This window comes from Photobacterium chitinilyticum, assembly GCF_004104355.1.
GTDB classification, from domain to species: Bacteria; Pseudomonadota; Gammaproteobacteria; order Enterobacterales; family Vibrionaceae; genus Photobacterium; species Photobacterium chitinilyticum.
Genome location: NZ_RJLM01000003.1, coordinates 316,945 through 341,234, shown reverse-complemented (window position 1 = coordinate 341,234; position 24,290 = coordinate 316,945). Strand labels below are relative to the sequence as shown.

Sequence of the window (24,290 nt, the reverse complement as noted above, 5' to 3'; positions counted from 1 at the left end):
GTTAATTTATCTAAGTGTATGATAATTGAAGAGAAATCTTTCTAGTTAATAACCATGATCCCACTAAAGCCTAATGACAGTGTAGGTCAAGATTTAGAGAACAATAACTAAAGCTAATAGAGCCGTATTTATACAGCACTTTTCGCAAGGAATACTGTAAATGGCGCATTCAATCAGCTGGCAGGCCATTGATTTTATTGTTGAAGCCTTGGCGGCAAATACGCACGGCAAAGACGTGCAGAGGTAGGGCTATACCTAGTGGAACTAGTTATGAAAGATAGGAAAAGTCGCTAGATGCGGCTCAGATGGAGATGGTAAGAGCCTTGCTGGCTGATGCCGAGCTAGCTGGGCGAATTGAGTAGCAATTGTATTTATCATGACACAGAGGGGATTGTTTGTATCCCCCCTCCAAAGCTTTATCAGATGCTAATATTGGTGATTATTAATCCTACATAGCTTCCATTTTAACAACATCATCAATTTTAATTTGACCTGATTTATTACGAGGAGAAGCAACATAAAGTTCAAAATATGAATTATTTACACCAGATGTTGTACCGTTATAATTGAATCTACCCTCATATATACCGTTATTGTTGGATGACATTAATAACTTTATAAGTTGTTCATCTTCTTCATCTTTAGGTGTCAAATTGGCACAGCCTACTCTTTTATAATATCTATTGCTTCCAATGAAAAAGCTAGATGGACCGTCAGATTCTGGGATACGTGAACTTGGTGTGAATACGCATTGGTTACAAGTCTTCTTCATAATCATAACAAAGGAATGGTTCTTTTTATTTTCATAAACAATAGACTTTCCATTATGAATCGTACCACCCTGCAAGGTGTCTGAATATTTCATGAATTGACTGAATTCATATTCACCGAGATAGCCGTAACTTTCATCTATCGTTAATTTCAGCTCTAAGTTTTTGACAGTTACCGTATTGTCTTTATGAATTAAACTATTTGAACTCAATATAAGAGATTGACATCCAGACAAAGCCAAAAGAGCGATAAAAATAAAAATTGAACGCATATAAATCTTCCATATAAACCGATAGATTCGGGAATGTTAACTAAAATAGTTAGGCTATTTTAGTCCCATAAAATCTTCCTCATCATTTTTTTAGATAAATCAACACAATAGTCAAATGAAAAGGCGGGCAGAATTTTACTCTGCATGGGGTTGAATAAAAAGTTATTTTTAATCTTTTATAAATATTCAGGTCACAGATCTGATGCGGAGACGGTCTGTTCGTTAAAGCTTAGAATTGATTTGCTCAAAACATCGCCAACTGATTATGTAGCTCCTTCGCTTTCTCTGGCGACATCGAATTAACTAAAGCAGTAACCAGCTCGGTTGTGTTCTTGGCTGAAGGGCTGAGAGTATGGGAAAAGCTGAGGTTCATTACGAACGAGTGGCCACACTCGGGGTCACTGCAACTGCAGTATAAATCCGCATAGCTGGTCGATATACGATTGGTCTTTTGAATGCGGGCTTTCTCACCGCACTCTGGGCAAAATACTCTCATAACGCATCCACTTGATTGATGAACTGACTCATCAATTGTAAATCAAGTGACTGTTTTTTTATACAGTACTGTCGATTAAGTATTCCAGTATACGAAGAGGTGAAGGCGCTCACGTAAAACACATTCACGCCACGGAAATCGCACTCCTCCTCCCCACCTGCGATGTTTAAAAAAAGTGATTTTTTTCAGTTTTGTTTTCTGCAATTCTGGCGGTAGTGCCAGGGGAGTGACTTGGCGCTAACCCCCGTGAATACAGGGCCTCCAGGGGATGCTCGATGGAAAGAATCAGTGATAAAACCACAAGCACAAAACTGAAAAATTGAAATTAATTACAGCTTGTTTCAGTTTTAAAGATCACTTAATGATCTCTCTTGTTTTGTTAAGTTATTGAGAATATGATGAATTTCGTATTTTTTGTCACTGTTTTAATGATCTGGTTGATCGCGATAATGATCTGATGGCATACGTATGAAGCTAGGCAGAACAAGGGCTGGCGGTGTTGGGAATAATTGCCGCCAACTCAACAGGGAAGCGATGGCCGGTTAATACTTCCTGGGCGGATACATTCTTTATCTTCTCGAACTCATCTTTAGTGGCGATGTCACCCACTGGTATTAATTGAATACCTTTTTCTTTGCCGTTCGGAATGTTGATGAACATAGAACGGAAATCACCAACGCCACGGCTAGAAGCCATCTTTTCCTTTAAATCTTCTTCATCAGCTTTACTCAAGTTCGTGTCACTGGCGTAAAAGATGAAGCCCATGTGTAAGCCGTTCTTGTAGTATCGACGGCGAAAAGTAGTCGCATCGTTATTTAACAAAGCCGATTGAACACAACCCAAATAATCGGGTGAGCCATAAACCTGCTGAGCTGGGTCGTATTGCTTAATGAAAATCACATCTTTTTGCTTATAGAGTCGTTTTTTATCATCGCGCTCTAGCAGCCAGTAATCGCCTTTCTTATTTTTGCATAAATACGTCGATGGAAGAGGGGGTAGACACTTTGTAGTCATTCGCCTTTTTTAGGCACAAAAAAGGCCACTCAAAAGTGGCCTTTAATTATTCGGAAATTCCGAGTTTACTCTTTACCGTACACGTTGTTTTCTTGCTCTTGAACGCGGATGAATGTCGCGCGTTTTGTCAGCTCTTTAAGCTGCGCCGCGCCAACGTAGGTGCAGGTTGAGCGTACGCCGCCCATGATGTCCTGGATGGTGTTATCAACCGGGCCGCGGTAAGGTAATAGTACGGTTTTTCCTTCAGCTGCACGATACTTGGCAACACCGCCTGAGTGCTTGTCCATCGCGCTCTGTGAAGACATTCCGTAGAATTTCATGAATGTCTGGCCATCTTTTTCGATGATTTCTCCGTTACTTTCTTCATGACCTGCCAGCATGCCGCCAAGCATGACAAAATCAGCACCGCCACCGAAGGCTTTGGATACATCACCGGCACATGAGCAGCCACCGTCACCGATAATGCGGCCTCCTAGGCCGTGCGCTGCGTCGGCACATTCGATGATGGCAGATAGCTGAGGGTAACCAACACCTGTTTTAACGCGGGTGGTACATACTGAACCTGGGCCGATTCCTACTTTGACAATGTCGGCACCGGCAAGGATAAGTTCTTCAACCATATCACCAGTAACAACATTACCCGCGCTGATCACTTTGTCTGGGAATTCAGTCCGTACTTTTTCAACGTACTCGACTAAGTGCTCGGAGTAACCGTTTGCTATATCGATACAAATAAAGATCAGGTCATCGGTCAGAGCCATAATGTCTTTGGTTTTCTGGAAGTCAGCTTCAGACGTACCGGTTGATACCATGGCATTGTTAAGCACGCTGGTGTCGTTGTTCTTTACGAATTCAGCCCAGTCAGCAACTGTGTAGTGCTTGTGAACAGCCGTCATTACGCCGTGCTTGGCCAGTGATGCCGCCATTTCGAAGCTACCCACAGAATCCATATTGGCTGCGATAATTGGTACACCAGCCCATTGACGACCGCTATGCTTGAATGTAAAATCGCGGGTTAATTCGACTTGAGAGCGACTTTTTAGGGTTGAACGTTTTGGACGAAACAGTACATCTTTAAAACCTAACTTCAAGTCTTGTTCGATACGCATTGGTAATTCCTTAATCTTATCGAATTTTGCTCATCGGCTTTCTTGCTATTGGCAGATAGCAGGTAGATCACCGAAGAGCAGGCACAAAAAAACCGGAGCGTTGGCAGACGCTCCGGTTTTCAGCATTATAGGCCGAGAAAGTTAATTAACAAGTCTAATAATGTTATTTTTTTTATGGTATCCTTACGAAGATAGCAGGTAAAAAAAGCCTGTTATATGTCAAATTATCCCCATTTATTTGCTAATCTCTTCCATTCTTCTGTAATCTTTGCATAATCCCTTTGTCTTGCTGGCTAAGTGGATAGGTTTACCTTGTTAAGCAAAAGAAAAATAAAAAATACATTTCCGCTCGACTTTTATGGTGAGGACGGGAGTTGGCGCTTTATTATCCGGGCCGAACATCCCGGTGAAGTGTTGGATGCGATGTATTGGCGTGCATACGTTTCATGTCATCGAAAAGAGTTCGACTTGTTACATGTGGCAACAGATAAATTTAACTATAAGTATAATTATTCGTCTGGCGATGTATCTGACTTGCATTATGGTAGTGGCGGTTCGCCGCTGAGAGTCAATATGATGGGGCCGATAGTGCCGATTTCTGCGATATTGGCACAAGTCGCAGCTAAATGTTTGGATAGTGATAAGAAAACAACGTAGAGCTGTGTCGTTTTTCAAGAAAGGAGCTGATATCAGTTCCTTTTTTTATGCCTGTTTTCTACCTACTTATTGGCAGTGTTTAATTGTTAAGTTATTGTTGTTTAGTATGGTGATTAACCGGAGAGGCAGATGAATCGCTGGATAAACAGATTTCTATTGGTAGCTGGGGCGATGATCCCATGTGTTGCTGCCGCATCGTCATTGCCGGCAATCACTGGTAAATGGCAGTGTACACCGCAGAACGAAGTACCTCAGGAACAAAGTTGGGTGACCTATGATTTCAAATCAGATGGCACGATGACGTCGCAAGAGTGGGTCAGGTATCAGGAAGAGCAACAAACACAACTGGAGTTCAATCTGTTCATTGATTATCGTTATATTGCCAATGATGCTGATTATATGTTGAAACCGGTAAAGTTAAGCCGGGAGATCATTACTGATCCCAACAACAGTAATCCTTTTGACTATGCTGCTCGTCGCGATTTGACCGGCTACCGAATATTCTTCAAGCCGATATTGCAAGGCGACAATGAAGCCTTGTTTGATATGTGGTACCACATTACGCCGAACAAACACTTTCAGATGCAGTGCAAACGGCAAGGAGTCGTATAACCGCTTCCATCGGCGTAGCTGTTACTGGCTGCGTTCCAGTAGCCTGTCCCTGTATTGCGTCGGCGTGACCCCGCGCTGGCGCTGAAATGCCTTGCTGAAGCTTTGAACATTGTTATAGCCGAGCTCTCTGGCAATCTCCGCATTAGACATATCTTTGAGCATGTACTTTATTGCAAGATTGCACAGTACGTAGTTGGTTACATTGGTAAAGCTCCAGCCGAAGGCATTGAACCGTCGCTGGAGTTGCTGCCGGCTTACCCTATAACGTTCGGCAATAAAATCCAGGCTTGGGTAACCGTAGTGGCAGGCGTAACTAACCATCTCGTACATGACCTTGGCGGTATCATGGGGTTGTGGCATGTTTAAAAACTCATCAAGCTGCAGGTTGGAGACCAGCATCGGACGAGAGGTGCTGAAAGGGTGAGCACTGCCGTGTTCCAGCATGGTGATATCAAGCCAAACCTTGGTTACTGCCGCATTCCATGTAACGTCGCACCCAAAATAGGCTTCTACTCTTCCGTCTCCGCATGGCGGGCCGCTGATCTCGACATGTTTTGGCCGATAATCATCGCCCATGAAATGCTTTAGCGTATTGGTATACATTACGGTAATGCGAATGCTGTCGTGGAGCCGGCTTCGGCCTTCTGAAAAGTGGTTGTCATAGCACCACTTTATAAGCCTGCCTGATTGTTCGCCGTGAAAGCTTGTACCCGATTGCAGGCAGGATGTTCCGTAGTTGATACGCCTGAAGGCGAGCGCCAAATCGGGGCTCGATAAAAACCAGTCACCAAAATAGCCCATGCTGTCGAACTTCAGGTAGGGGGCTATCTCTATCATATACGCAGGATCGCCACTCTTTAGCTCAATCAGTTCCAGCCAACGCTGGACATCGATAAAGGGAACGAGCGTCATTGGTTCCGCCAAAATCTGCGGTGGGATCCCCAGCCCTTCAGGCGTGAGTCCGAAGCGGGCGGTTATGCCGGCAGAGACCGGTTGTAGGAAGGCCGAACGGATAAAGGAAATATCCAGTGCTGCCGATGCTTGATTCATGAGTTTGGACTTGATGAAGATAGTGTGTGGATAGAATATCGCAAATATCCATGTCATGTGATGTCTTCTGCCCATAAGAAGTACGCAGTTCACATTATTCGGCACACTCCACACAACAAAAAAATATAACAACATCATTTTTGTAGATCGGAGTTAATTTAAATGAGCCTCATTAGCATGCCTTTTGTCGATAGCGGTGTCGACACAGCATTACATATTATGGCCGCAGTCGTTTTAATAGGGACTATTGCGGCAGCAGGTTATGGATTCTGGCGAATTCATGAGTTACCAATTCAAAAAGCCCACACCAAGGAACACCATCAGATAGGGCTGATAACAGCACTGACCTGGATAGGGTTCGTCTGGCATTGGGTGTGGGTCATTGCTGTCTTTATCGCCTTTGTCGATGGCGAGCAGGCACTTCGTCGGATCCGCGATATCTGGAAAGGCAACGATGAAGAAAGTACAGGTTCTTATCAGCATGAAAAACACACACAAGAGTCATCATCTGACTCGGTTGTAGCGGATCACAATGACAAGGAGGCCGAGTATGCTTGAGGGATTAGCCGTATGGTCGTTGTTTATTTATCTGCTTCGTATGGTCGGTATGCCGTGGAATAAATTTACCAAGGCGTTTTCATACCTCGGTGGTACGGGTTGGCTGCTGTTTGTCTGGGTTGGTCTGATTACATTTGCTCCTATGGATATGTCTGGAGGCTCGTTGGTGCAGTCTCCCCATATTCAGCTAAGACCGGCATCGACCAAGATAAAGGGGCATGTTGATGAGATTTATGTTAGGCCCAATGAGAAGGTGTCGGAAGGCCAGCTGATTTATACATTGGATGACGAGCAGTACCAGATTGCCCTGAACAAAGCAGAGTCACTGCTGAATTCTTCCAAGGTATCTCTTTCGATAGCCGGTGAAGATGTTCGTATTGCAAAGGAGTCTCATAGCGCAGCGTTAAAGGATATAGAAATATCGAAAAACCAGCTCATTGCGGCACAAGAAGATCTGAAACTCAAGCAAACGACATTAAGACGCTATCTTGAGCAAAATAACGTTGTTAAGCATACCATTACAGAGACTCAAATGGATGAGCAGCGCACGGCTGTTGAAGTAGCCAAAGCTCAAGAAGTTACCTTGCAGTCACAGCTGGAAAAAGCAAGGCTCTCGGCGAATAAGGCCCAGCTGGCGCTGGAAAAATCCCAGCTAACAGTTAGCAGTCGTCAGGTTGACGTTGCAAGTGAGCAGGAAAATGTTGCCCAGGCACAATGGAATTTGGATCAGACCAAGGTATATGCACCTACTGATGGATATCTGACCAACTTTATTATGCGTGAAGGTCAGTATGTCGGTCTTATGCCTCGAATTCAGATGTATACCAACGAGAAGTATGTCTTGATGCGAGTGAACCACCAGGCAATCCGTAATGTAAAGGTTGGGCAGCGGGCTGAATTTACCTCCGCGGTGTATCCTGGCAAGATTTTTAATGCTGAGGTTGAAGGAATTATTGAAGCAACGGGTGAAGCTCAGGGCAGCCTGCTGGCCCGTGACGACAATATTCGTCAGACCACCGGACAGAATGCAATGAACAAGCATCATTTTGTACGATTGAAGCTCGATGAACATGATGGTTACGACATTCCAGTCGGATCGGTAGGCCTGGCCTGGATCAGTGCTGAAAAACCAATCTCATTCCTGGCTTTTCTTGATGTGTTACGCGGCATCATTATCCGGATGAAGTCACAAATCTTCTTCATTTGGTCGATGTAAAGACAACTAAACATAGAACGATAAGAACGAACTGATTTTTCCGCTCTCGGGTGGTAGACATACTGCCCGAATTTTTCACTACGTTAATGCTGACTGTAGTTTAGCTGTAACTCCTTGAGGCTTGGGGTTACAGCTTTTTTTTGCTGTGCTTTTCTCGCCGCGCATTGATGTCTTGCTCTGCAAAGGGTACAACTAGGCTGCTTATTTTGCTGTGGAGCCTTTTTGTGTTTTCTGTCTTTTCCCGTTTTTCTGCTAGACGTTTGTTGCGTGTAATAACGGTGCTGTTGCCTGCGTTGGTAATGCCGCTGTCTGTGAATGCCTCTGATTTGCGCTTGTTTGATGATATTTATCTGAACGATAGTGCGGATGACATCCGTTCGCTACCCGATGTATTTGACTGTTCTGATTTGTACAACGGTAAGTTGGCATACTGTTTTGATCAGTTGAAGGTGTTTGGTCTTGATGAAGAAATGCTGGCGGTTTTTTTGGTGAAGCAAAAGGCCCGTTCTGTGGAATACACGGTTCCGCTGAATGCTGCAAATTACAACACTGTACTCGCAGGGCTAAGGCGAAAAGGGCTTGTCTTTGCCCATTTGAGTGTGAACAGTGAAACGCTTGATGTTCTGGCTGGCATACAGCTCCTGGACAGGCAGACCCTCGATGAGCAGATGTTCGTCCTGGCAAACCGTTATGACTATACAGTGCCGAGAGAGTATATGTTTCTCGAAAGCAGTGCATTTAACCGTGCCTACCGCCACGGTTACAACAACATTGAGCAATGGCTCACGGCTGATTTATCCGCAGATGGTCTTAAAAAGCAAGATAAAACGGTGACGATGATTGTGTCGGCTGAACAGATCACTGTTACGGTTTCCTATCCGTTTGCTGTTCATAGCGAATGATATGCCGCCTGCAAAAAACTTTGCTCAGAGTGCATTATGCTAGTCTTGACGCAGGTTGTTTGTGATAGATATTGGGGTTGGATAGCGCTTCACAACCCAATAAGTGGAAATGATGAAGGTTGTCATGGTGGCCGTTTGAATGAACATATTTGCTTCAATGGATAGCAGCTCGGCACTCATTGCGGCATAAGCCACGAGAAAGGAAAATTCGCTGGCCTGGCTTAGCCTGGCGCCTAGCTCACGGGTCATACTGGGTTTTTCATGAGCCAAAGATAAGGCCAGTGTGAAACCCCATGCCTTGATGGCGACAAGCAATATTCCGAATAGGATGCCGAGTAGACTGTAGATATTGCTGGCTGCCAGATCCATCCGTGCGCCAATAGCAAAGAAGAATAAGATCAGAAAGAACTCTCGTAGCGGTTTTAGGTGTACAGAAATTGCTTGGGAAACCCGGCTAACAGCAATCGAAATGCCTGCGATAAAAGCGCCACTTTCGTACGATAGCCCAACTTGATGGCTGAGTTCAGCCCAGAAGAAACACCAAGCTAGCGTTGTTACAAAGCTATATTCCTGGATTACGTCGAAGCGCTGGAACAGCGGCAGGATCAAATAGCGAACCCCCAAAAAAGCCAAGGTACCCAGTGCCGCAAACTTTAGCAACATCATCATAAAGGCGACGAGCATGGCGTTGCCGCCACCAATATTTAGAAAAATGATTGCGGTGATCGCGAGGATATCCTGTACCAGTAGAATACTGGTCATTACTTCACCCATATGTTTGTGATGGAGGGTGGTGGTCGGGATCAGCTTTAGGCTGATAACCGTACTAGAAAACATCAGGGCAGCGGCAATGATTAATGCATCCTGCATTGGTAGCTGGATGGCCAGGGCAAATAGCAAAGTCCCCAAAAAGAAAAAAGCACAGGTGCCCAGCGTGATAATGGAGCTTTCTTTAAATAGCTGGATGAGCTTTTTGGGCTGCAGATTAAGTCCGATCAGAAACAGCAGCAGGATGACACCGAGGTTACCAATTTGAGTGATATTCTCCGCGCTCTGAATCACCCCCAAGCCACTGGGGCCAATGAGCATTCCTGCTGCAATATAGGCTAAGATGATTGGTTGACGTGCATACAGGAAAAGTGTGCCCAGAATAGCGGCACTGATAACGATAGCGCAGAGCTCGAAGATAAGAGGCGCTAGGTTGCTCTGCATATACGACACTTCCTGTAGATCAGGTATTTATCCAATGGAAAACTATCTGAATGCAGCAGATCATTGTTCCGTTGGCATCTGTAGCAATCAATGGAATAGCTATAAGGATAATACATCTGGGTTGATACTCATTAGCAACCAGTAGCTATGCATTAGGATTGCAGGCAGCCTAAACCAACGGGTTTTTATATTTTGATATATGTTTAGAACGGTGTTTTTTTGACAGAGCGCTAACGCAGCGCTGACATTCATACGGCTGATAAACGTATGCTGGAGTGAAACGAATATAATTATAGTGACAGTATGAAATCTCTAATTTCTTTTTCTCTTGCGCTTTGTTTAGCAGTGTTTCCCTCAACGGTATTGGCTAAAAAGAACCATCACAAGCACCACCACAAGCATCATAAACATGATCATCACAACAGCCACCATCATAATGAGCACTATCATAATGATCGTCATCGGGATGTTGTGATTGTGAACGAACACCATCATTCCTATCATGAATCCAGGCTGCCTGAAATTGCAACATTCGCAGTCATTGCCGGGGTAACATATGCCGTCGTTAATAATACGTTTTACAAGAAATCAGGCAATGAATATCGCTCAGTCCAGCAACCAGCATATCGATAGCGCTAAACAGGCAACATCACGCTCTGCTGTTGCGGGATGGTGTTCTCAGTTACGTAATGGCTCTCAGCAATAGGGATGTTGCTAGATTAGGCTTTATTTTGTCAGCGAGCTGGTGCTCGCTTTTTTTTCGCTACTTTCTTTGCCGAGACTCCTCTTCGTTTCTATATGTATTTAGAATAATTATTCTCATTAAAAACAGATGGATAAAAGTAATATATCCACACTTTGTTTGAACTGCGAGTTAGCCTAGGTCGGTACTTTCATTTAAATGGGAAAGATGGGGTATACTGATAGGTTGAGTTTTAGAGCTATTGCTCTAAGATTGTGTGTCCTGCCATGTACAAAGGCTCAATGGAAAGAACAATGAGAATAAAGCCTATTGCGGTGATGACGTGTTGCGCCGCTATGTTGACGATGCCTTTCGGCAGTGTCGTGTCTGATGTATATGCATCAGAATCTGTTGAGAACAGTTTTACTCAAACCGTCCAGCAAGCGGTGAGCTTCGCTGATGCCTGGCAAGCCGTTGTGGTGAATAACGATGGTTTGGCCGCTGAGCGGGCTAAAGTTGATCGTGCCAGACACCTTCAGGATGCTGCCAGTGATTTATATTTCCCGCAAATCTCGGCAACAGCCAAATACACCCGCTTGGACAAGCCCGTTGAAATTAAACCTTCTGACGTGATTGAGAGTATGTCTGATGAAGCAGGAGGGCTTGTCGCAGCATTAGGGCAGAAATTTCATATTAATCCGGCCAGTCTCGATCAGTTGTTTACGTCTCAGCTTACTGAGCGTGATGTCTTTACCAGCTCAATTCGAGCTGTCTGGCCTATTTTTACCGGTGGCCGAATTACAGCCGCGCAGGATATCGCCAAGGGACGGACTGAAGAAGCGCGCCATTTTCTTGCCATGAAGCAACAGGCAAAGTTTGAGGATCTGGCAAAGTTCTATTTCGGCGTCGCTATGACCCAGCAAGTGCTGCAAACCCGCATTGATGTAGAGCAAGGGCTGAAGAAACACTTTGAACATGCGGTTAAACTTGAGCAGCAAGGGCAGATTGCCAAAGTTGAGCGCTTGCAGGCGGAAGCCTCCTACGATAAAGCGCGGGTAGAACGCCAGAAAGCCGCACGGGATATGGAAATTGCTCAGGTTGCACTAACCAAGCTGCTTAAGATGGATATACCGGCAGTACCTTCAACGCCTTTGTTTACAAACACTTCTTTACCGCCGATGAGCGCATTTATTGATAAGACCCTTGCCGGCTATCCGGGGTTGCAAATCCTAGATGCCAAGAAAAAGCAAGCAAATGGGCTGATTGATGCCGAAAAGGGCAAGTATTACCCAGAAGTGTATCTCTACGGCAATTATAGCCTGCATGAAGACGACACCCTCGCGTCGAAGACGGCACCGGATTGGGCGGTAGGAGTCGGGGTGAATATCCCGCTGGTAGATAACTCCGGTCGTTCAGGCAAAGTCAAAGCCGCACACAGTGCGGTTACTCAGGTGAATTACCTGTATGCGCAGGCTGAGCAGGATTTATCGGTGCTGGTTGAGAAAACCTACCGAGAGGCAATGCAGGCACTGGAAGAATATAACGGCCTGTCGTCGAGCCTTCAGTTGGCAAGTGAGAATGTACGGCTACGAGAGAAGGCCTTTAGTCAGGGCTTATCGACATCACTGGATGTGGTTGATGCCGAACTCTATCAGGCCAGTGTCCGAACGCAGCGCTCCGCGGCTGCATTTCAGTATGTGATCTCCCTATCGCGCCTGCTGGCCGTTAGCGGCGAGATCAGCAGTTTTTACCAATATCAGCAATATCAAGGTGTAGAGGTTCAGTCATGAGTAAGTTTAAGGCTTTGGCGGCGGTCGTTCCGGCCGCGGCGTTGGTGGGCTGGATCGGTTACACTTTTTGGCAGGCTTATCAGCCTCAGCCGGAGCGTATGCAGGGCCAGATTGAAGCACAGCAGTACAATGTGTCGTCGAAAGTTCCCGGCCGAATTGAGCAGGTCTTGGTTCGAAAAGGAGACAAGGTCGAGCGTGGCGAGCTGATTTTCACGCTATTGAGCCCAGAACTTGATGCTAAGTTAGAGCAAGCTAAAGCGGGCCAGGAAGCGGCTGGTGCGATGGCTGAGCAAGCCGAGAAAGGAGCCCGTAGCCAGGAAATTGAAGCTGCCCGAGATCAATGGCAAAAGGCCAAGGCAGCATCGGCTCTGATGGGAAAAACTTACCAGCGAGTAGATAACCTCTACAATGACGGTGTGGTTGCAGAGCAGAAGCGGGATGAAGCTTATACGCAATGGCAGGCTGCACGCTACACCGAGCGGGCTGCCTATCAGATGTTTGAGATGGCAAAAGAAGGTGCTCGTGATGAAACCAAGCGAGCGGCGGTCGAGAAGGTTCGAATGGCGGCAGGTGCTGTAGCAGAAGTGGAAGCTTATGCGGCTGATACCCAAATCGAAAGCTGGCATGATGGCGAAGTGACTCAGATTTTGCTTCACGAGGGCGAACTTGCCCCGCAAGGCTTTCCTGTCGTTAGCGTGGTTGATATCAAAGATGCCTGGGCGGTTTTTCATGTTCGTGAAGACAAGCTGAAAAACTATAACCAAGGTGCAGAATTTGAAGCAAAAATCCCTGCTCTTGGCGAGATGAAATACAGCTTTAAGGTTAGCCATGTTGCCGTTATGGGCGATTTTGCTACCTGGCGTACTACCGATCCAGCTCAGGGTTTTGATATGCGCACTTTCGAGGTAGAGGCTCGCCCAACCCAGCCGATTGACGGGTTGCGTGTGGGTATGAGCGTAATCGTTGAGTGATCACCATGACGTTTACTTCACAATTATGCCGTGAGTGGCAGTTGTTGAAAGCGGATAGCTGGCTCAAGGCATTGGCCTTATGGTTGCCTGTGGTACTTTTTATCACTCTTTGGGCGATATTTTCTGCCGGGATTGCACGAGATCTGCCAATTGGTGTCGTTGATTTCGATCACAGCCGATTATCCCGTCAAGTTGTACGTCAATATGATGCCAGCCCTGCGATTGCTGTTACACGGGCGTTTACGTCCGTCGAGCAGGGCAGTGCAGCGATGAGAGCGGGGGAGATATACGCATTAGTTATTATTCCCAATGAACTGGAAAAGAAAACGTTGCTGGGTCAGGCACCTGATATCACAACGTTTTACAACAGCCAGTTCATTTTGATCGCTAAGCTGGTTAATTCCGCGATTGTTAAGGCTCAGGGTACGCTCAATGCACAGGTAGATACGCTGCATAATATGGCGGGAGGAAATGCTGTTCCCGTTCAAGCCCTAGGGCAAGCAGTGCCTATACGCTCGCAAGTCACGCCGTTGTACAACAGTAACAGCCACTATGGGCAGTTTCTGGTGTCGGCTACTATCCCGGCCTTATGGCAGGTCCTGATTGTGGTCACAACGATATTGGCTTTGGCTTCAGAATGTCGTCAGCAGGGCATCAAGACGTGGTTGCAGGACGCGCCTGTTCGTCATTTGTTGGCAAAACTGCTCCCTTATACAGTTCTGTTCTGGCTACACGGAGTGCTCTTTCTATGGGGACTGTATATCCAGCTTGGCTGGCCGATGCACGGTAGCTGGTTCATTCTTGTGCTGGCACAGTTATTAATGGTGATTGCTTGTCAGGGCGTTGCCGCTTTGTTCTTCCTGTTTCCCCTTGATGTTACAAAAGCAATGAGCCTTGCCGCTGGCTTTACTGCCCCGGCATTTGCGTTTGTCGGCGTAACGTTTCCAGCAACTGATATGCCTATACTTGCACATGTTTGGCGCGCGATGTTGCCAGTAACACATTATCTCGACGTGCAGGTTCATCAGGTTAATCATGGCCAGACAATCATCGAAGCGCTTCCTGCGTTAGGTATTCTGTCGATATTTATATTGGCGATTATTGTTGCGATGCTGAGGGCGAGAGCATTAGCAAAACCAGCTTCTGACAATAACAATGGCGAAGGAGTAGAAGCATGAGCTGGCGAGCTTTGTTAAAATTTGAGTTGAGCGCCATTTTTACCAATCAGTCGATACTTTTTACGGTATTTGGCGGCGTATTGATTTACTCGTTCTTATACCCACTTCCTTACTCTCAGCAGCTTCCGCGAGAGCAGCATGTTGCTGTGGTCAATCTAGACAACAGCCAGACCAGTCGTGAACTGGAACGCATGGTTGATGCAACTCCACAAGTTCAGCTTGCTGCCCGGGCCCTGAGTATTGAAGAAGCCACGATGATGTTAAATACGGGCAAGGTGGAAGGGCTCTTGGTGATCCCTGAGCATTTTTCTCGTGACTTATTACTCGGCAAAAGTCCTACGCTGGCTTATGCTGGTGATGCGGCATACTTTCTTGTCTATGGTTCAGTTGTTGAAGGCCTTGCCACAGCAGGGGGAACATTAGGCGCCAAGGCCAAAGTATCACGGATGGTTATGTCTGGTGAAAATATTGCACTGGCGGCAGAGCAGCATTCGGCTATGAGTCTGACAATGCAGCCCGTCTTTAATCCGACGATGGGTTATATCAATTATGTCGTTCCGGCTGTTTTTGTGTTGATCCTGCATCAGACGTTATTAATTGCGGTGGCGTTATTGGGGGGCGGGCAAAATGAACATGCCAGACAGGGTAGAAACGGCTATTGGCTCCAGTACCCGCCCCTGAGAGTGACACTGGTTAGAGCCTGCCTGTTTATGCTGATTTATCTGCCGTTGGTAATGTACTATTTTGGTTTTACTTTTTCTTTCTATCAAATCAGCCGACTGGCTGCGATCTCTGATTTGCTGGCTGTTACCGTCCCTTTCCTGTTGGCCGTTATTTTTATGGGTGTGGCTATTGGACAGTTGCTCCCAAGACGGGAACTGGCGACAGTTGTTGTCCTGCTGAGCTCGATACCGTTGATCTTTTCTGCCGGTTTTATCTGGCCGACATCCGCAATTCCGGCGCCGATTAATATGCTGGTGCAATTTGTACCGGCAACACCAGCAATTCATGCCTTTTTAAGACTGAACCAGATGGGAGCAGATTTTCATCAAGTCGTGTTGCAGTGGGGGCAACTATGGCTGCAGGTGCTGGTGTATGGCGCGATAGCGGTGACGTTAATGCTAAAGAATAATCGGCGTCAGAAGCCTTCGGCAGTGATCAATTAGTACCAACGAAACCTCGCAATAACAAAAAAACGCCAAACTTGGCGTTTTTTTGTTTCTGATATCGACCGTTATTTCTTGGCTTGTTCCTCTGCCATCAGCGCAGTCCAGGCTTCAGAACCGTACAGTGGTACGGTCGACATTGAGTGCTTGTAGCTGCCCTCAGTTTCTTTGGTCGAGTAAGACAGATACATCAAAGTCTTGTTTTTGTTATCGTAAATACGACGAATTTTCAACGTCTTGAACAAGAAACTCTTAGAGGCCTTGAAAATTACCTCGCCATTTTTAGAGCGATCGACATCGGACATCATTGCTATGGTAATCGGCCCCGTCTGGCGGCAGGAGATCCCCATATCAGATGGGTCGGCAAAGTCGAGATCGGCCTTAATATGGCTAATGTGGCAGGTTACCCCATCAATTTCAGGATCGTTGAAGGTTTGGATCTTTATATCTTTGGTGGTAAATAAGCCCAGGCTAACATCACCGACTTCATCGTCTGAACAGCCTGCCAACAAGGTTGTCGCTGCAAGTAAACCTGCAATTAACGGCAATTTTTTCATTATTTTTCTCCATGCGAAGGATTTAGGCCGGGATAAGTGCAGCCGGATATCAACCAATGATACCAACTTCATCAAATTTACCAATGAAAACACCCAATTATCTGGAAGGTCGGTTGCCAATTTGCCATAGTTTTTCTGCATGTGAGCCTATCAACCAGAAGGTGAGGGCCAATACGGCAAAGAAAATTGTTTTATGGAATGACTCCCAAAAGTATTCAAAATACCGTGTGTATAAATTGATCAGCAAAAATGTGATCCCAAAACTACGGCACAAGGTGTTGTCTGATTTGATGCCAATATAGAGGGTGGTGAGACAGGCCGTTCCTGCAATCAATGACCAATGTAATAATTCAATCTGTCTGACTTTTGCCCAGCTCGCCAGATCTTCATAGTTGCCGAATATAGACAATAGCCACAATGCCGTCAGGAAATAGAGTAAACCAACAAAAAGAGTGGGTTCCTTTAAGTGGCGGTACTGCTCTCTTTGGCTTGCGGCTAGGCTCAGAGAGGTAATGAACAGCCCGACAAATACAAAGCGAAGCGGAAGGTTCATGCCAAGGAAATAGCCGCTTGGATCGGCTAAGTAACTTGTTTGCGATAGCACCCAAGCGCCAAAACCAAATAAGGCAAAGAGCCAGATAAGTACGGATGACAGGCGAAGCCCTAACACGGCGTAAATACTGGTGAGGAATAGCAGGAAAAAAGCATCATGGGTAGTGCTGAGCAGAGTGGTTTCACTGAGAAAGCCTACCGAGACTGCCGTCATCAGAATGCCAAAAAAGAATGTTGCCTCGTTGCTGATATTCTTCTCTGGAGATTTTTTTCGGCGGCGAATACCAGTCCGGTAAAAGAGCACTGCAATTGCAGCACTGATAGCCGAAAGGATGCTTGCCGGGGTGTCGATGATTTGTGCCAGTAGATCCATCAAATAGTCGTCGGCGAGCAAAATACCAATAGAAATAATGAAGCAGGAGATAGCAATCCAGAAGGAGTAGACTGCCAATAGCTTCCAGTCAAAACCAACGACCTGATAGCTGTGGCGAAGCTGTTCGGCTTGTTCGTCAGAAATGAGCTGCTCTTTCTCCCAATTTTGGATGGCAGAATTCAGCACTTTGGCTTTTTGTTTGCTTAATTTCATACTAATCATTGGTTTGGTACTTTCTGTTATTCAAAAAGGCGCTAATTAGCGCCTTTTATAGAGAGAACCACCCTGATCTATTGGGGGGATTCTGAACCCGTGACGGCTTCAGGCATGAACGTCAGGATATGTTGTTCCGAGGTTAGAGTCAGAATATTATTTTCAAGCGCAATGCTATTCCATTTTTGCAGTGACTTGGTCATCACGGATTCTACGGTTGCTTGATCATTTTGAATACACGCCATTTTAGTCGAACCCATAGCGGTGATCCGAAATTTACTCTCTTCGGTTAGCTCGACCTGACCAAAAAAGCGATTACAGCCGCTGAAACCGGCAACCTTTAACGCTGTATCAATTGACATGCCGGGAGGAGTTCTCGGTTCGTTAATATTGACATCTTTGCCATCAATTTTTGTCAGAACCCAGTTATCTTGAAGATTTTCTTTTGAAAAACCACTTTGCACTTCCGCCTCGCAACCAACCAGGAAAAAAGTGCTAAGAATCCCTGCCATCAGCCACTTTTTCATAGAAATTACCTCATTACCACGATAATAGCCCCGTGTGCTAATAATAGTATACCCACTTGTTGGGGGAACTCGTTTTGGGGCGAATGAAATAGTTTAGATATCGCCTCGTCCAAAATAGTTCACTTCACCATCGCGAAAATGAAAATCTTCATTGCATTTAGCTTGGTAAGCCTGAAGCACTTCTTGTGCCTGGCAGTAGCTTTCATTTTCACTGAATGCTTTACGGGTCGTGTCGATTGCACGTTCTGCTGCACGACGAATGTCAGGGTCTATTTGACTATTGCTGAAAATGACATGCTGTTGGGCCAGTAGTTTTCCCACGGTTTCCATACATATCTTTTCGTTGTCGGGAAGGGGATGAGGAGATTGTGCCCGCACAAAGCCTGATATAGCAAGAAGAGTGAATATAAAATAGCGGGATTTTAGCATCAGGAAATTCGTTGTGTTGAGGAGAATCGACGATTATAGGCGACTAGTTTAAATACTCAATACTTTACAGCGAAAACAAGAATATAATGCTTGAATATCATATAAATATGGAATGGTTATCATACATCACGTAGTGGTAAAGTCGATAAGCACTTTCGGCATAGGCAATCTGGCGATTCAATTCCAGAAGTATCTCTCTTGGCCAGTTCGAAACACCAGCAGGTTGATTTCCCGGCGCTGATATCACAATAGGTCGGTTTACCACATAAGCTGCAGGTATGGGTTGAACGCTTGCCTTGAATTTCATCAATGGTATTGCTCTGTTTTACTTCATTCATCAGGCGCCACTCGGTAATTTCGGTTATGGTACGAAAGCAGCCGCTACATATTCCTTCGTTGCTCTTACATTTTGCGACACAAGGTGTTTTCACGTTGTTATGTTCTGCACTGCTCATGGGGGAGCAGTACAGTAACATCAAGTTCTATTTTCTAGCTATCGTTTTCGCCAGATGGTCATTTCCGATACGCTATGCTGGAATTTCCGCTTTGTTTCGCGGATCACCAAGGGAATTTCTTTAACAGCGATTAGTTCGAAATGGGGGATCAGCGTTTCAGTCAGGCCATCCAGCGTGGTGAAGTTTTCACCATGCACTTTGATCCCGCCCAGCCAATTGGCTTTGGTGGTGTATTCCTCCAGCCAGGTGTAGGGAGAAGTGATAACCAGATAGCCGCCGTCATTAATTCGCTGGTGGATAGTCGACAGAAATGCCTTGGGATCGCCGAGCCTATCGATAAGGTTCGATGCATAGACGAGATCATAGCCGCTGAATTGTGGTTTGAGGTTACAGGCGTCACCTTGGATAAAATTAATTTTTTTTGCATCTTCGATGTAACTAAATTGGGCCAAAGTAATGCTCTTGAATTCAACCAAATCTCCTTCGGTACGGATGGTATACCTTTTTTCACCGTGTTCTGTCAGATTGCATGCCTGTTGAATAAAGCGTGCTGAGAAATCAATACCATCGACATGATCAAATGTTTTGGCGAGCTCGAATGAAGCTCGACCGACAGAGCAACCAATATCTAGTGCCTTGGTTGTGTGGCTGAGCTGGATCTCATTAAGGCATTGCTTGATGCCGTTTACACAGAAGTTAGGTACCGCGAAATACTCGTCACCATAGTGAAACTCGAGATACTGGGAAATGAGCTCATCAGTTTCATAGATGTTCAGCGAGGTCATGCTTGCCGGATCTTGATGAGACTCAACATAGCGAAATCCAGCATGTTGGTAAAAGTGACGACGAAAAGCGTAACGTGATGATAGCGTTGATTCGTTCCCTGTCGATATCCATGATCCGCCTTTTATCAGGTTATGTTTGCCGTCAAACGTTGGCGTCGAGAAATCATCATAAAGAGGGTGCACTTTAAATCCTAGAAAGCCATCGATAGCCGTTTCTGTCCATTGCCAGACATTTCCCACAATATCGCAAAAGCCCTCATGGTCAAATCGGTCTATAGGGCAGGAAGAGGCGTAATAGCCTAGTTCTATATTACCCGGCGCTTCTGGCCAGTTGGGTGAATCACCTTCAATGTTGCTGCGCAATAAATACCACTCTGCCTCTGTCAGCAGGCGGATGTTGGCTTGTTGCTGTTCAGCCTTCCAATTACAAAACGCCTTGGCTTCAAGCTGGTTGACTTCAACGGGCCAGTTTAACGGCAACGGGATCTCTTCAGTTAAGTTACGCTGTAACCATTGGTCGTTCTGTTTAAGCCAGAAACGCGGCATTGTTGCCTGTGTGAACTTAATCCATGCTTTGCCTTCGTCATTCCAATAACGGAGCTTCCGATAGCCCTCATCTGCTACAAATGCCATAAACTCTTGGTTAGAAACAAGGTATTTAGACGCTTTGAAGTCGTGAACCTTGAATGATTGTTGGCCGAATTCGTTATCCCAGCCGAACGTGTCATCTTCTTCGTGTTTTCCTAATGTGATTGTGTCGCCACCGACAGTTAATAACTGGTTTGCAGCGGGAACACCGACATCACGACATGGTTGCCAGTCGGGGTGTGGGGTTACATCGCAAAGCGGAAGTTGGCGAATGATGACTGAAGATGTCTCTAGGTGTATACGTTCATGCTCGACTCCCATCAATATGATCCAGCCGGGATCAGTTTGGGCAATGGGTAGTGTGATAGGCATATCATCGATGACCGTGTTGACTAAACGATTGACGTCGTGCCGATATGCTTTGACCTCACTGACTGACGGCCAATGATAATGTGTATCATCAAGATCATCCCACGACATTTCATCGACCCCAATGGCGAACATGGACTCAAAGTGCTTGTTAATACGGCTATCTATGTATTTTCCTAGCTTGAGTTTGTTGACGTAAAAGACGGCGGTATGGCCAAAATAGAAAATTAGGGGATGGCGCAGCGGTTCGGGCTTGCTGAAATAGGCTGTTTCATTATTGATGAGCTCAAAGAGAGACTCGTAGAGTGCCCAGGTATGATTAAATGCTTCTTTTAGTTCCTGGCGTTTCGAATCTTCGCTGTCTCCTGAGAGCAATAGGGTCCGCGTTGCTTTAGTCAGTTTGTTATTCATTCTGTTCTTTCCTTTATAAACAGTATCTTTAAACGTAGTCAGTTTGAAAATGGTTCACAAAAAATTCTGTTGGATTTTTGCCATACTGATATGAAGGAAAATAGACAGCTTGACTAAGGTATATAGTTATATGAGACGATGGACAGTACCTACGTGGACATTGGTCGCAACAGGGTTGTTGCTTAATGTAATATCTGCACTCATGACTAATTTTTTTATTGATGGTATAACCCGACAAGCCAATGAACTTATTCAGAGGCAGCAAAATAACGATAAGCTAATTAGCCTTACTTGGCAGCAAGTCGAAACAGTTGAAAGAAAAAGGGAATATATATTGCAATTAATTTTATCTAGTAAATTGCATAAGCAACCTATTGCCAAAGAAATAAGTCAGCAAGTAATAAGTGAGTTGAACTATTGGTTAGACGAAAAGATAGAGCGGTTGTCGATTAGTGAGATTCCTAGCTTGATGGTAGTGATGAATAATGTTCAACAGAGTCAAAGAGAAAAGATCAATCAGTTATACTTGGATAACGTAGAATTGGTTGAAACTCATGATGATAAGATGAAATCAATTTCCCAGTTAAGGAATCTTGCTTTATTTTTGCAAATTATTGGTCTGTCGTTGGTATTGGCAAGAGATTTAAATCGACATGACTATCGGAAGGATGATAGTTAAAGGCCCTGATGTAGGAGTAGGGCCTTTAGAATATTCGCTACTTGTTAGTAGAGTGGAAAGCAAAGCGTGATGATTCACGGCCGCTTTCAGTTTTGGCTTTATATTTGATAGAACGCGAATTTTCCAGAGTGAGTGGAATAAATACGCGACCTTTTTCATCAGTCTGGTATGCTTTTTTTTGTTGTGGAACATTTGCAACAGAAACCGATGCATTGGCTGCTGGTTGTCCGTTTTCCGTAACTGTAATCCATGCGCCGTTGTGCGTATCAGCAACGCGGATATCAGCAAATGCTGAAGTTGACATCACGATCACAGCTGTAGCAGTTAGTACTTTCAAGCTAGACATAATCTTCACCTCATTAGTCAGTGGCATCAGCCATTTTTATATGTGCATTGTGTCCACATTCAAAATATAAGACCTGCCATCAATAACTATATTTCAAAAAAGTTTACATGAAATTATTTTTATTGTTGTTACAGTAGGTTATAGGCTTATTTGAAGCTCCAGTTGAAGCTGTGTTTTAAAATAAGTCACAACTTACAGCTGAATTGATAAAACATACCTCTTTATTGCTTATCAGTTTTAGTATAGCCCTAATCAAAAAATTCACATTGGAATTTTAATAGGGAGTATTCTCAACGCTTTGTTTCATTGAATGTTATTTGTTATAGATGTTCGTTATATACAAAGTATTGAGATGATATGTATTTATAATGAGAAAAAAGGTATTTAATTCAATGATATTATCACACATTACAAATAAGACGTTTAAGAGAGTGGTTTTATAAATTAGCTCCATTCCATCAATGGCTATGTGGGAATTGCGACTGTCTCATATTCCGGGCAACGTATATAGCTTACTTGCAGAGAAAGGCAGTAACGTTGTAGGGCAAGGAGGCAGAAAATCAAGCCTCTGTTAAAACCTTGATCTCATAATACTCAAGATCTTCAGTGATCATATTGACTCTAGTTGCGTCACTTTTTGTCATAATATGCTCCATACCGATCTTTTGCATAATTTTACCTGGTGATGGATCTCGGCTTAAATGTTGGCCGTAGATCATTTCCAGCTCCATACGCTTGAAACCAAACTCCGTCAAACGTTTCGCTGCTTCTGTACAATAGCCTTGGCCCCAAAAAGGCACACCAATCCAATATCCCAGTTGGGCATTATTGTTGGCAATGTTATGGAGCCCGACGCAGCCTATTAGCTGATAATTGGATTTTAGAGTGATTGCGTAGATAGCTGATTGCTGGCTCTGCCAGCCGGCAAGGAGCTTGCCAATCCATTGCCCGGCAATACCATCTGAGTAGGGATGTGGAATGTTGATGGTACCGTTGGCAATCATCTCGTCACCTGCGAGTTTTTGTATCTTGGTGGAGTCTGATAGCTGAAAAGGCCTAAGTATGAGCCTTTCCGTTGTTAATAAAGGTTGGTGTCTCATCTACTTGTCCTAACGTATAAAGCAATATGTTAAAATGAAATTATTAAATCGTGTTCATAATATTTATGCAATAGGTTGGATCAAAGAATGGAATGAATACCAATACTTTGTTTTTTGTTTGTTGGCAGGAAGATAGCAGGGATATTTGGCATATTGATGACATTTTTCTAACTTTGAGCAAAAAAAGGTTAGCCTGAGCTATCAAATTTAGCCAGTTTCTGATGCATCTTTACTGTTTCTTTTTGAAAGCCGACAGATACCAGTGCCAGTGATGTCTGCCGGAGGTACTGCAGAGACAACTAGGGGAGGTGTTAACTTCATCCCCAGTGACCTTTCCATTCTGACTCGCCAAACTCGGCAATATGGCAGAGTGCTCTTTTGATATCTTTTTCCAGAAGCAACTTGATAAGCCATCCTGTTCCCCGTATACGAGGGGAAAACTTGATCCGGTAATGAATTAGGCTTTGGTTAGCATTGATGCTCTGAAAACGAATCCACCCACCATGTTCGTCGATGGGACCACCTTGGATGATCTTATAGTGAAGATGTTCATTTTCTTTGTAGTCGATGATTTGCTCTTGAAAAGTAAATGGCCCGGAAATGACTTTCCTGACTGCACCAATTCCATTGATCTCTGGTTTTCCATGCTTAACGAGAGAATACTCGGCGTCGAAAAAGCGTCCAAGGTTTTCATGGTCAGAAAGTAACTGGAAAAGTACTTTCTTGGGCACATCAGCAGTTTGCTCTAAAGTGATGGTGTGTATACCCATGTTTTCGACCCTTTGTCAAGATGTAATTGCGATGTTAACAAAAGGTGTTGCTATGTCAACAGCAAGTTGAACATAGTTTTTGATAGAACCGTGGGATAACTAGCTGCGAATACATTTAGTTGCGATAGTGATGAATCTTAGAATGGTTGTGAAAAAGTATTGAACGCTAGAATTCTATTGTGATATCGATTTACGTATATTTCTTTGTTATTGAATCAGTTACCTGATTGGTTCGTTGGTATCATCGCTCGTTCCCCTCTAAAAGAGATGTTTGTCACAAAAATAATGCAAAATAGTGGTTGCAAAGCTAACCATTGCCTCTTATATTAAATTGGTTGATATATATTGGATGGTGAATTTTATTGAAAAGAGTGGAAAGCCTTAATCCGTTAAATAAGGTCACTTCTAAAATCACTGCTTGAGATATCACACTGTTTTTTAACCCCTGAGCTTTTTATTGGACCTAGTTGCAATTAGTCGT

The 24,290-nt window shown here is 44.6% G+C and carries 26 protein-coding genes and 1 pseudogene; 11 read left to right on the top strand and 16 right to left on the bottom strand.

The features are described from left to right. Positions 1–448: 448 nt before the first annotated feature. From EDI28_RS10490 to EDI28_RS10475, 4 genes and pseudogenes are all read right to left on the bottom strand, one after another. A complete protein-coding gene (locus tag EDI28_RS10490) occupies positions 449–1,042 on the bottom strand; it encodes a hypothetical protein (protein ID WP_128783802.1) in 594 nt (197 codons plus the stop codon). 244 nt (positions 1,043–1,286) lie between these two features. Further along, a complete protein-coding gene (locus tag EDI28_RS10485; protein WP_128783801.1) occupies positions 1,287–1,538 on the bottom strand; it encodes an Ogr/Delta-like zinc finger protein in 252 nt (83 codons plus the stop codon). A 498-nt stretch (positions 1,539–2,036) separates the two neighbouring features. After that, positions 2,037–2,531, bottom strand: a pseudogene (locus tag EDI28_RS10480) (phage portal family protein); the annotation flags it as partial. Positions 2,532–2,617: 86 nt separating this feature from the next. Beyond that, positions 2,618–3,661 carry a GMP reductase gene (locus tag EDI28_RS10475; protein ID WP_128783800.1) on the bottom strand — a complete coding sequence of 348 codons (1,044 nt, stop codon included), beginning with the start codon at positions 3,659–3,661 and terminating at the stop codon, positions 2,618–2,620. Between the two features lie 312 nt (positions 3,662–3,973). Here EDI28_RS10475 and EDI28_RS10470 point away from each other — a divergent pair, with 312 nt between their 5' ends. Both EDI28_RS10470 and EDI28_RS10465 read left to right on the top strand, forming a co-directional pair. Further along, positions 3,974–4,318 (top strand): hypothetical protein, encoded by a 345-nt coding sequence (locus tag EDI28_RS10470; protein ID WP_128783799.1) that lies wholly within the window; start codon positions 3,974–3,976, stop codon positions 4,316–4,318. Between the two features lie 129 nt (positions 4,319–4,447). Beyond that, positions 4,448–4,930: a hypothetical protein gene (locus tag EDI28_RS10465; RefSeq protein ID WP_128783798.1), complete on the top strand. Its 483-nt coding sequence runs from the start codon at positions 4,448–4,450 to the stop codon at positions 4,928–4,930. 21 nt (positions 4,931–4,951) lie between these two features. On the opposite strand, the gene EDI28_RS10460 is transcribed toward EDI28_RS10465, so the two are convergent. After that, positions 4,952–6,037, bottom strand: coding sequence for an AraC family transcriptional regulator (locus EDI28_RS10460; RefSeq protein WP_233353343.1), 1,086 nt, complete (start codon positions 6,035–6,037; stop codon positions 4,952–4,954). A gap of 105 nt (positions 6,038–6,142) precedes the next feature. Between EDI28_RS10460 and EDI28_RS10455 the strand changes: the two genes are divergently transcribed. The 3 genes from EDI28_RS10455 (at position 6,143) to EDI28_RS10445 (ending at position 8,656) form a co-directional block, all read left to right on the top strand. Then, entirely contained in the window at positions 6,143–6,538 is a 396-nt protein-coding gene (locus EDI28_RS10455; protein ID WP_233353342.1) for an MFS transporter, read from the top strand. Beyond that, entirely contained in the window at positions 6,531–7,754 is a 1,224-nt protein-coding gene (locus EDI28_RS10450; protein WP_128783797.1) for an HlyD family secretion protein, read from the top strand. The genes EDI28_RS10455 and EDI28_RS10450 overlap by 8 nt, the downstream gene beginning before the upstream one ends. 224 nt (positions 7,755–7,978) lie before the next feature. Continuing rightward, positions 7,979–8,656, top strand: coding sequence for a hypothetical protein (locus EDI28_RS10445; RefSeq protein WP_128783796.1), 678 nt, complete (start codon positions 7,979–7,981; stop codon positions 8,654–8,656). A 39-nt stretch (positions 8,657–8,695) separates the two neighbouring features. Here EDI28_RS10445 and EDI28_RS10440 read toward each other — a convergent pair whose 3' ends face one another. Next, positions 8,696–9,868: a cation:proton antiporter domain-containing protein gene (locus EDI28_RS10440; RefSeq protein WP_128783795.1), complete on the bottom strand. Its 1,173-nt coding sequence runs from the start codon at positions 9,866–9,868 to the stop codon at positions 8,696–8,698. A gap of 367 nt (positions 9,869–10,235) precedes the next feature. Then, complete coding sequence (locus tag EDI28_RS26940; protein ID WP_164918528.1) at positions 10,236–10,400, bottom strand: hypothetical protein; 165 nt, start codon at positions 10,398–10,400, stop codon at positions 10,236–10,238. Between the two features lie 24 nt (positions 10,401–10,424). Between EDI28_RS26940 and EDI28_RS26935 the strand changes: the two genes are divergently transcribed. From EDI28_RS26935 to EDI28_RS10415, 5 genes are all read left to right on the top strand, one after another. Further along, the gene (locus tag EDI28_RS26935) at positions 10,425–10,574 is read left to right on the top strand and encodes a hypothetical protein (protein WP_164918527.1); all 150 of its coding nucleotides are present in this window, start codon (positions 10,425–10,427) and stop codon (positions 10,572–10,574) included. A gap of 290 nt (positions 10,575–10,864) precedes the next feature. After that, on the top strand, positions 10,865–12,340 hold the full coding sequence (locus EDI28_RS10430; RefSeq protein WP_128783793.1) for a TolC family protein: 1,476 nt from the start codon (positions 10,865–10,867) through the stop codon (positions 12,338–12,340). Then, the gene (locus EDI28_RS10425) at positions 12,337–13,311 is read left to right on the top strand and encodes an HlyD family secretion protein (protein WP_128783792.1); all 975 of its coding nucleotides are present in this window, start codon (positions 12,337–12,339) and stop codon (positions 13,309–13,311) included. The genes EDI28_RS10430 and EDI28_RS10425 overlap by 4 nt, the downstream gene beginning before the upstream one ends. A gap of 5 nt (positions 13,312–13,316) precedes the next feature. Further along, positions 13,317–14,489, top strand: coding sequence for an ABC transporter permease (locus EDI28_RS10420; RefSeq protein ID WP_128783791.1), 1,173 nt, complete (start codon positions 13,317–13,319; stop codon positions 14,487–14,489). Beyond that, a complete protein-coding gene (locus tag EDI28_RS10415; RefSeq protein ID WP_128783790.1) occupies positions 14,486–15,655 on the top strand; it encodes an ABC transporter permease in 1,170 nt (389 codons plus the stop codon). Before EDI28_RS10420 ends, EDI28_RS10415 begins: the two co-directional genes overlap by 4 nt. 68 nt (positions 15,656–15,723) lie before the next feature. On the opposite strand, the gene EDI28_RS10410 is transcribed toward EDI28_RS10415, so the two are convergent. The 6 genes from EDI28_RS10410 to ovoA all read right to left on the bottom strand — a co-directional run bounded on the left by EDI28_RS10410 (position 15,724) and on the right by ovoA (position 20,914). Continuing rightward, positions 15,724–16,212: a CreA family protein gene (locus EDI28_RS10410; protein WP_128783789.1), complete on the bottom strand. Its 489-nt coding sequence runs from the start codon at positions 16,210–16,212 to the stop codon at positions 15,724–15,726. A 97-nt stretch (positions 16,213–16,309) separates the two neighbouring features. Next, on the bottom strand, positions 16,310–17,350 hold the full coding sequence (locus tag EDI28_RS10405; protein WP_199287404.1) for a hypothetical protein: 1,041 nt from the start codon (positions 17,348–17,350) through the stop codon (positions 16,310–16,312). Between the two features lie 77 nt (positions 17,351–17,427). Beyond that, the gene (locus tag EDI28_RS10400; RefSeq protein ID WP_128783788.1) at positions 17,428–17,877 is read right to left on the bottom strand and encodes an META domain-containing protein; all 450 of its coding nucleotides are present in this window, start codon (positions 17,875–17,877) and stop codon (positions 17,428–17,430) included. 93 nt (positions 17,878–17,970) lie between these two features. Continuing rightward, positions 17,971–18,207, bottom strand: coding sequence for a hypothetical protein (locus EDI28_RS10395; RefSeq protein ID WP_128783787.1), 237 nt, complete (start codon positions 18,205–18,207; stop codon positions 17,971–17,973). Between the two features lie 218 nt (positions 18,208–18,425). Continuing rightward, positions 18,426–18,737, bottom strand: coding sequence for a cysteine-rich CWC family protein (locus EDI28_RS10390; protein ID WP_128783927.1), 312 nt, complete (start codon positions 18,735–18,737; stop codon positions 18,426–18,428). A gap of 62 nt (positions 18,738–18,799) precedes the next feature. Continuing rightward, a complete protein-coding gene (gene ovoA / locus EDI28_RS10385; protein ID WP_128783786.1) occupies positions 18,800–20,914 on the bottom strand; it encodes a 5-histidylcysteine sulfoxide synthase in 2,115 nt (704 codons plus the stop codon). Between the two features lie 130 nt (positions 20,915–21,044). Between ovoA and EDI28_RS10380 the strand changes: the two genes are divergently transcribed. Next, entirely contained in the window at positions 21,045–21,593 is a 549-nt protein-coding gene (locus EDI28_RS10380; RefSeq protein WP_128783785.1) for a hypothetical protein, read from the top strand. 37 nt (positions 21,594–21,630) lie between these two features. Here the strand turns inward: EDI28_RS10380 and EDI28_RS10375 are convergent, their stop codons facing one another. From EDI28_RS10375 to EDI28_RS10365, 3 genes are all read right to left on the bottom strand, one after another. Then, positions 21,631–21,939, bottom strand: a complete 309-nt coding sequence (locus EDI28_RS10375; RefSeq protein ID WP_128783784.1) for a hypothetical protein — start codon at positions 21,937–21,939, stop codon at positions 21,631–21,633. Positions 21,940–22,499: 560 nt separating this feature from the next. Continuing rightward, positions 22,500–23,039 (bottom strand): GNAT family N-acetyltransferase, encoded by a 540-nt coding sequence (locus EDI28_RS10370; protein WP_128783783.1) that lies wholly within the window; start codon positions 23,037–23,039, stop codon positions 22,500–22,502. A gap of 317 nt (positions 23,040–23,356) precedes the next feature. Beyond that, positions 23,357–23,809, bottom strand: coding sequence for an SRPBCC family protein (locus EDI28_RS10365; RefSeq protein ID WP_128783782.1), 453 nt, complete (start codon positions 23,807–23,809; stop codon positions 23,357–23,359). Between the last annotated feature and the right edge of the window lie 481 nt (positions 23,810–24,290).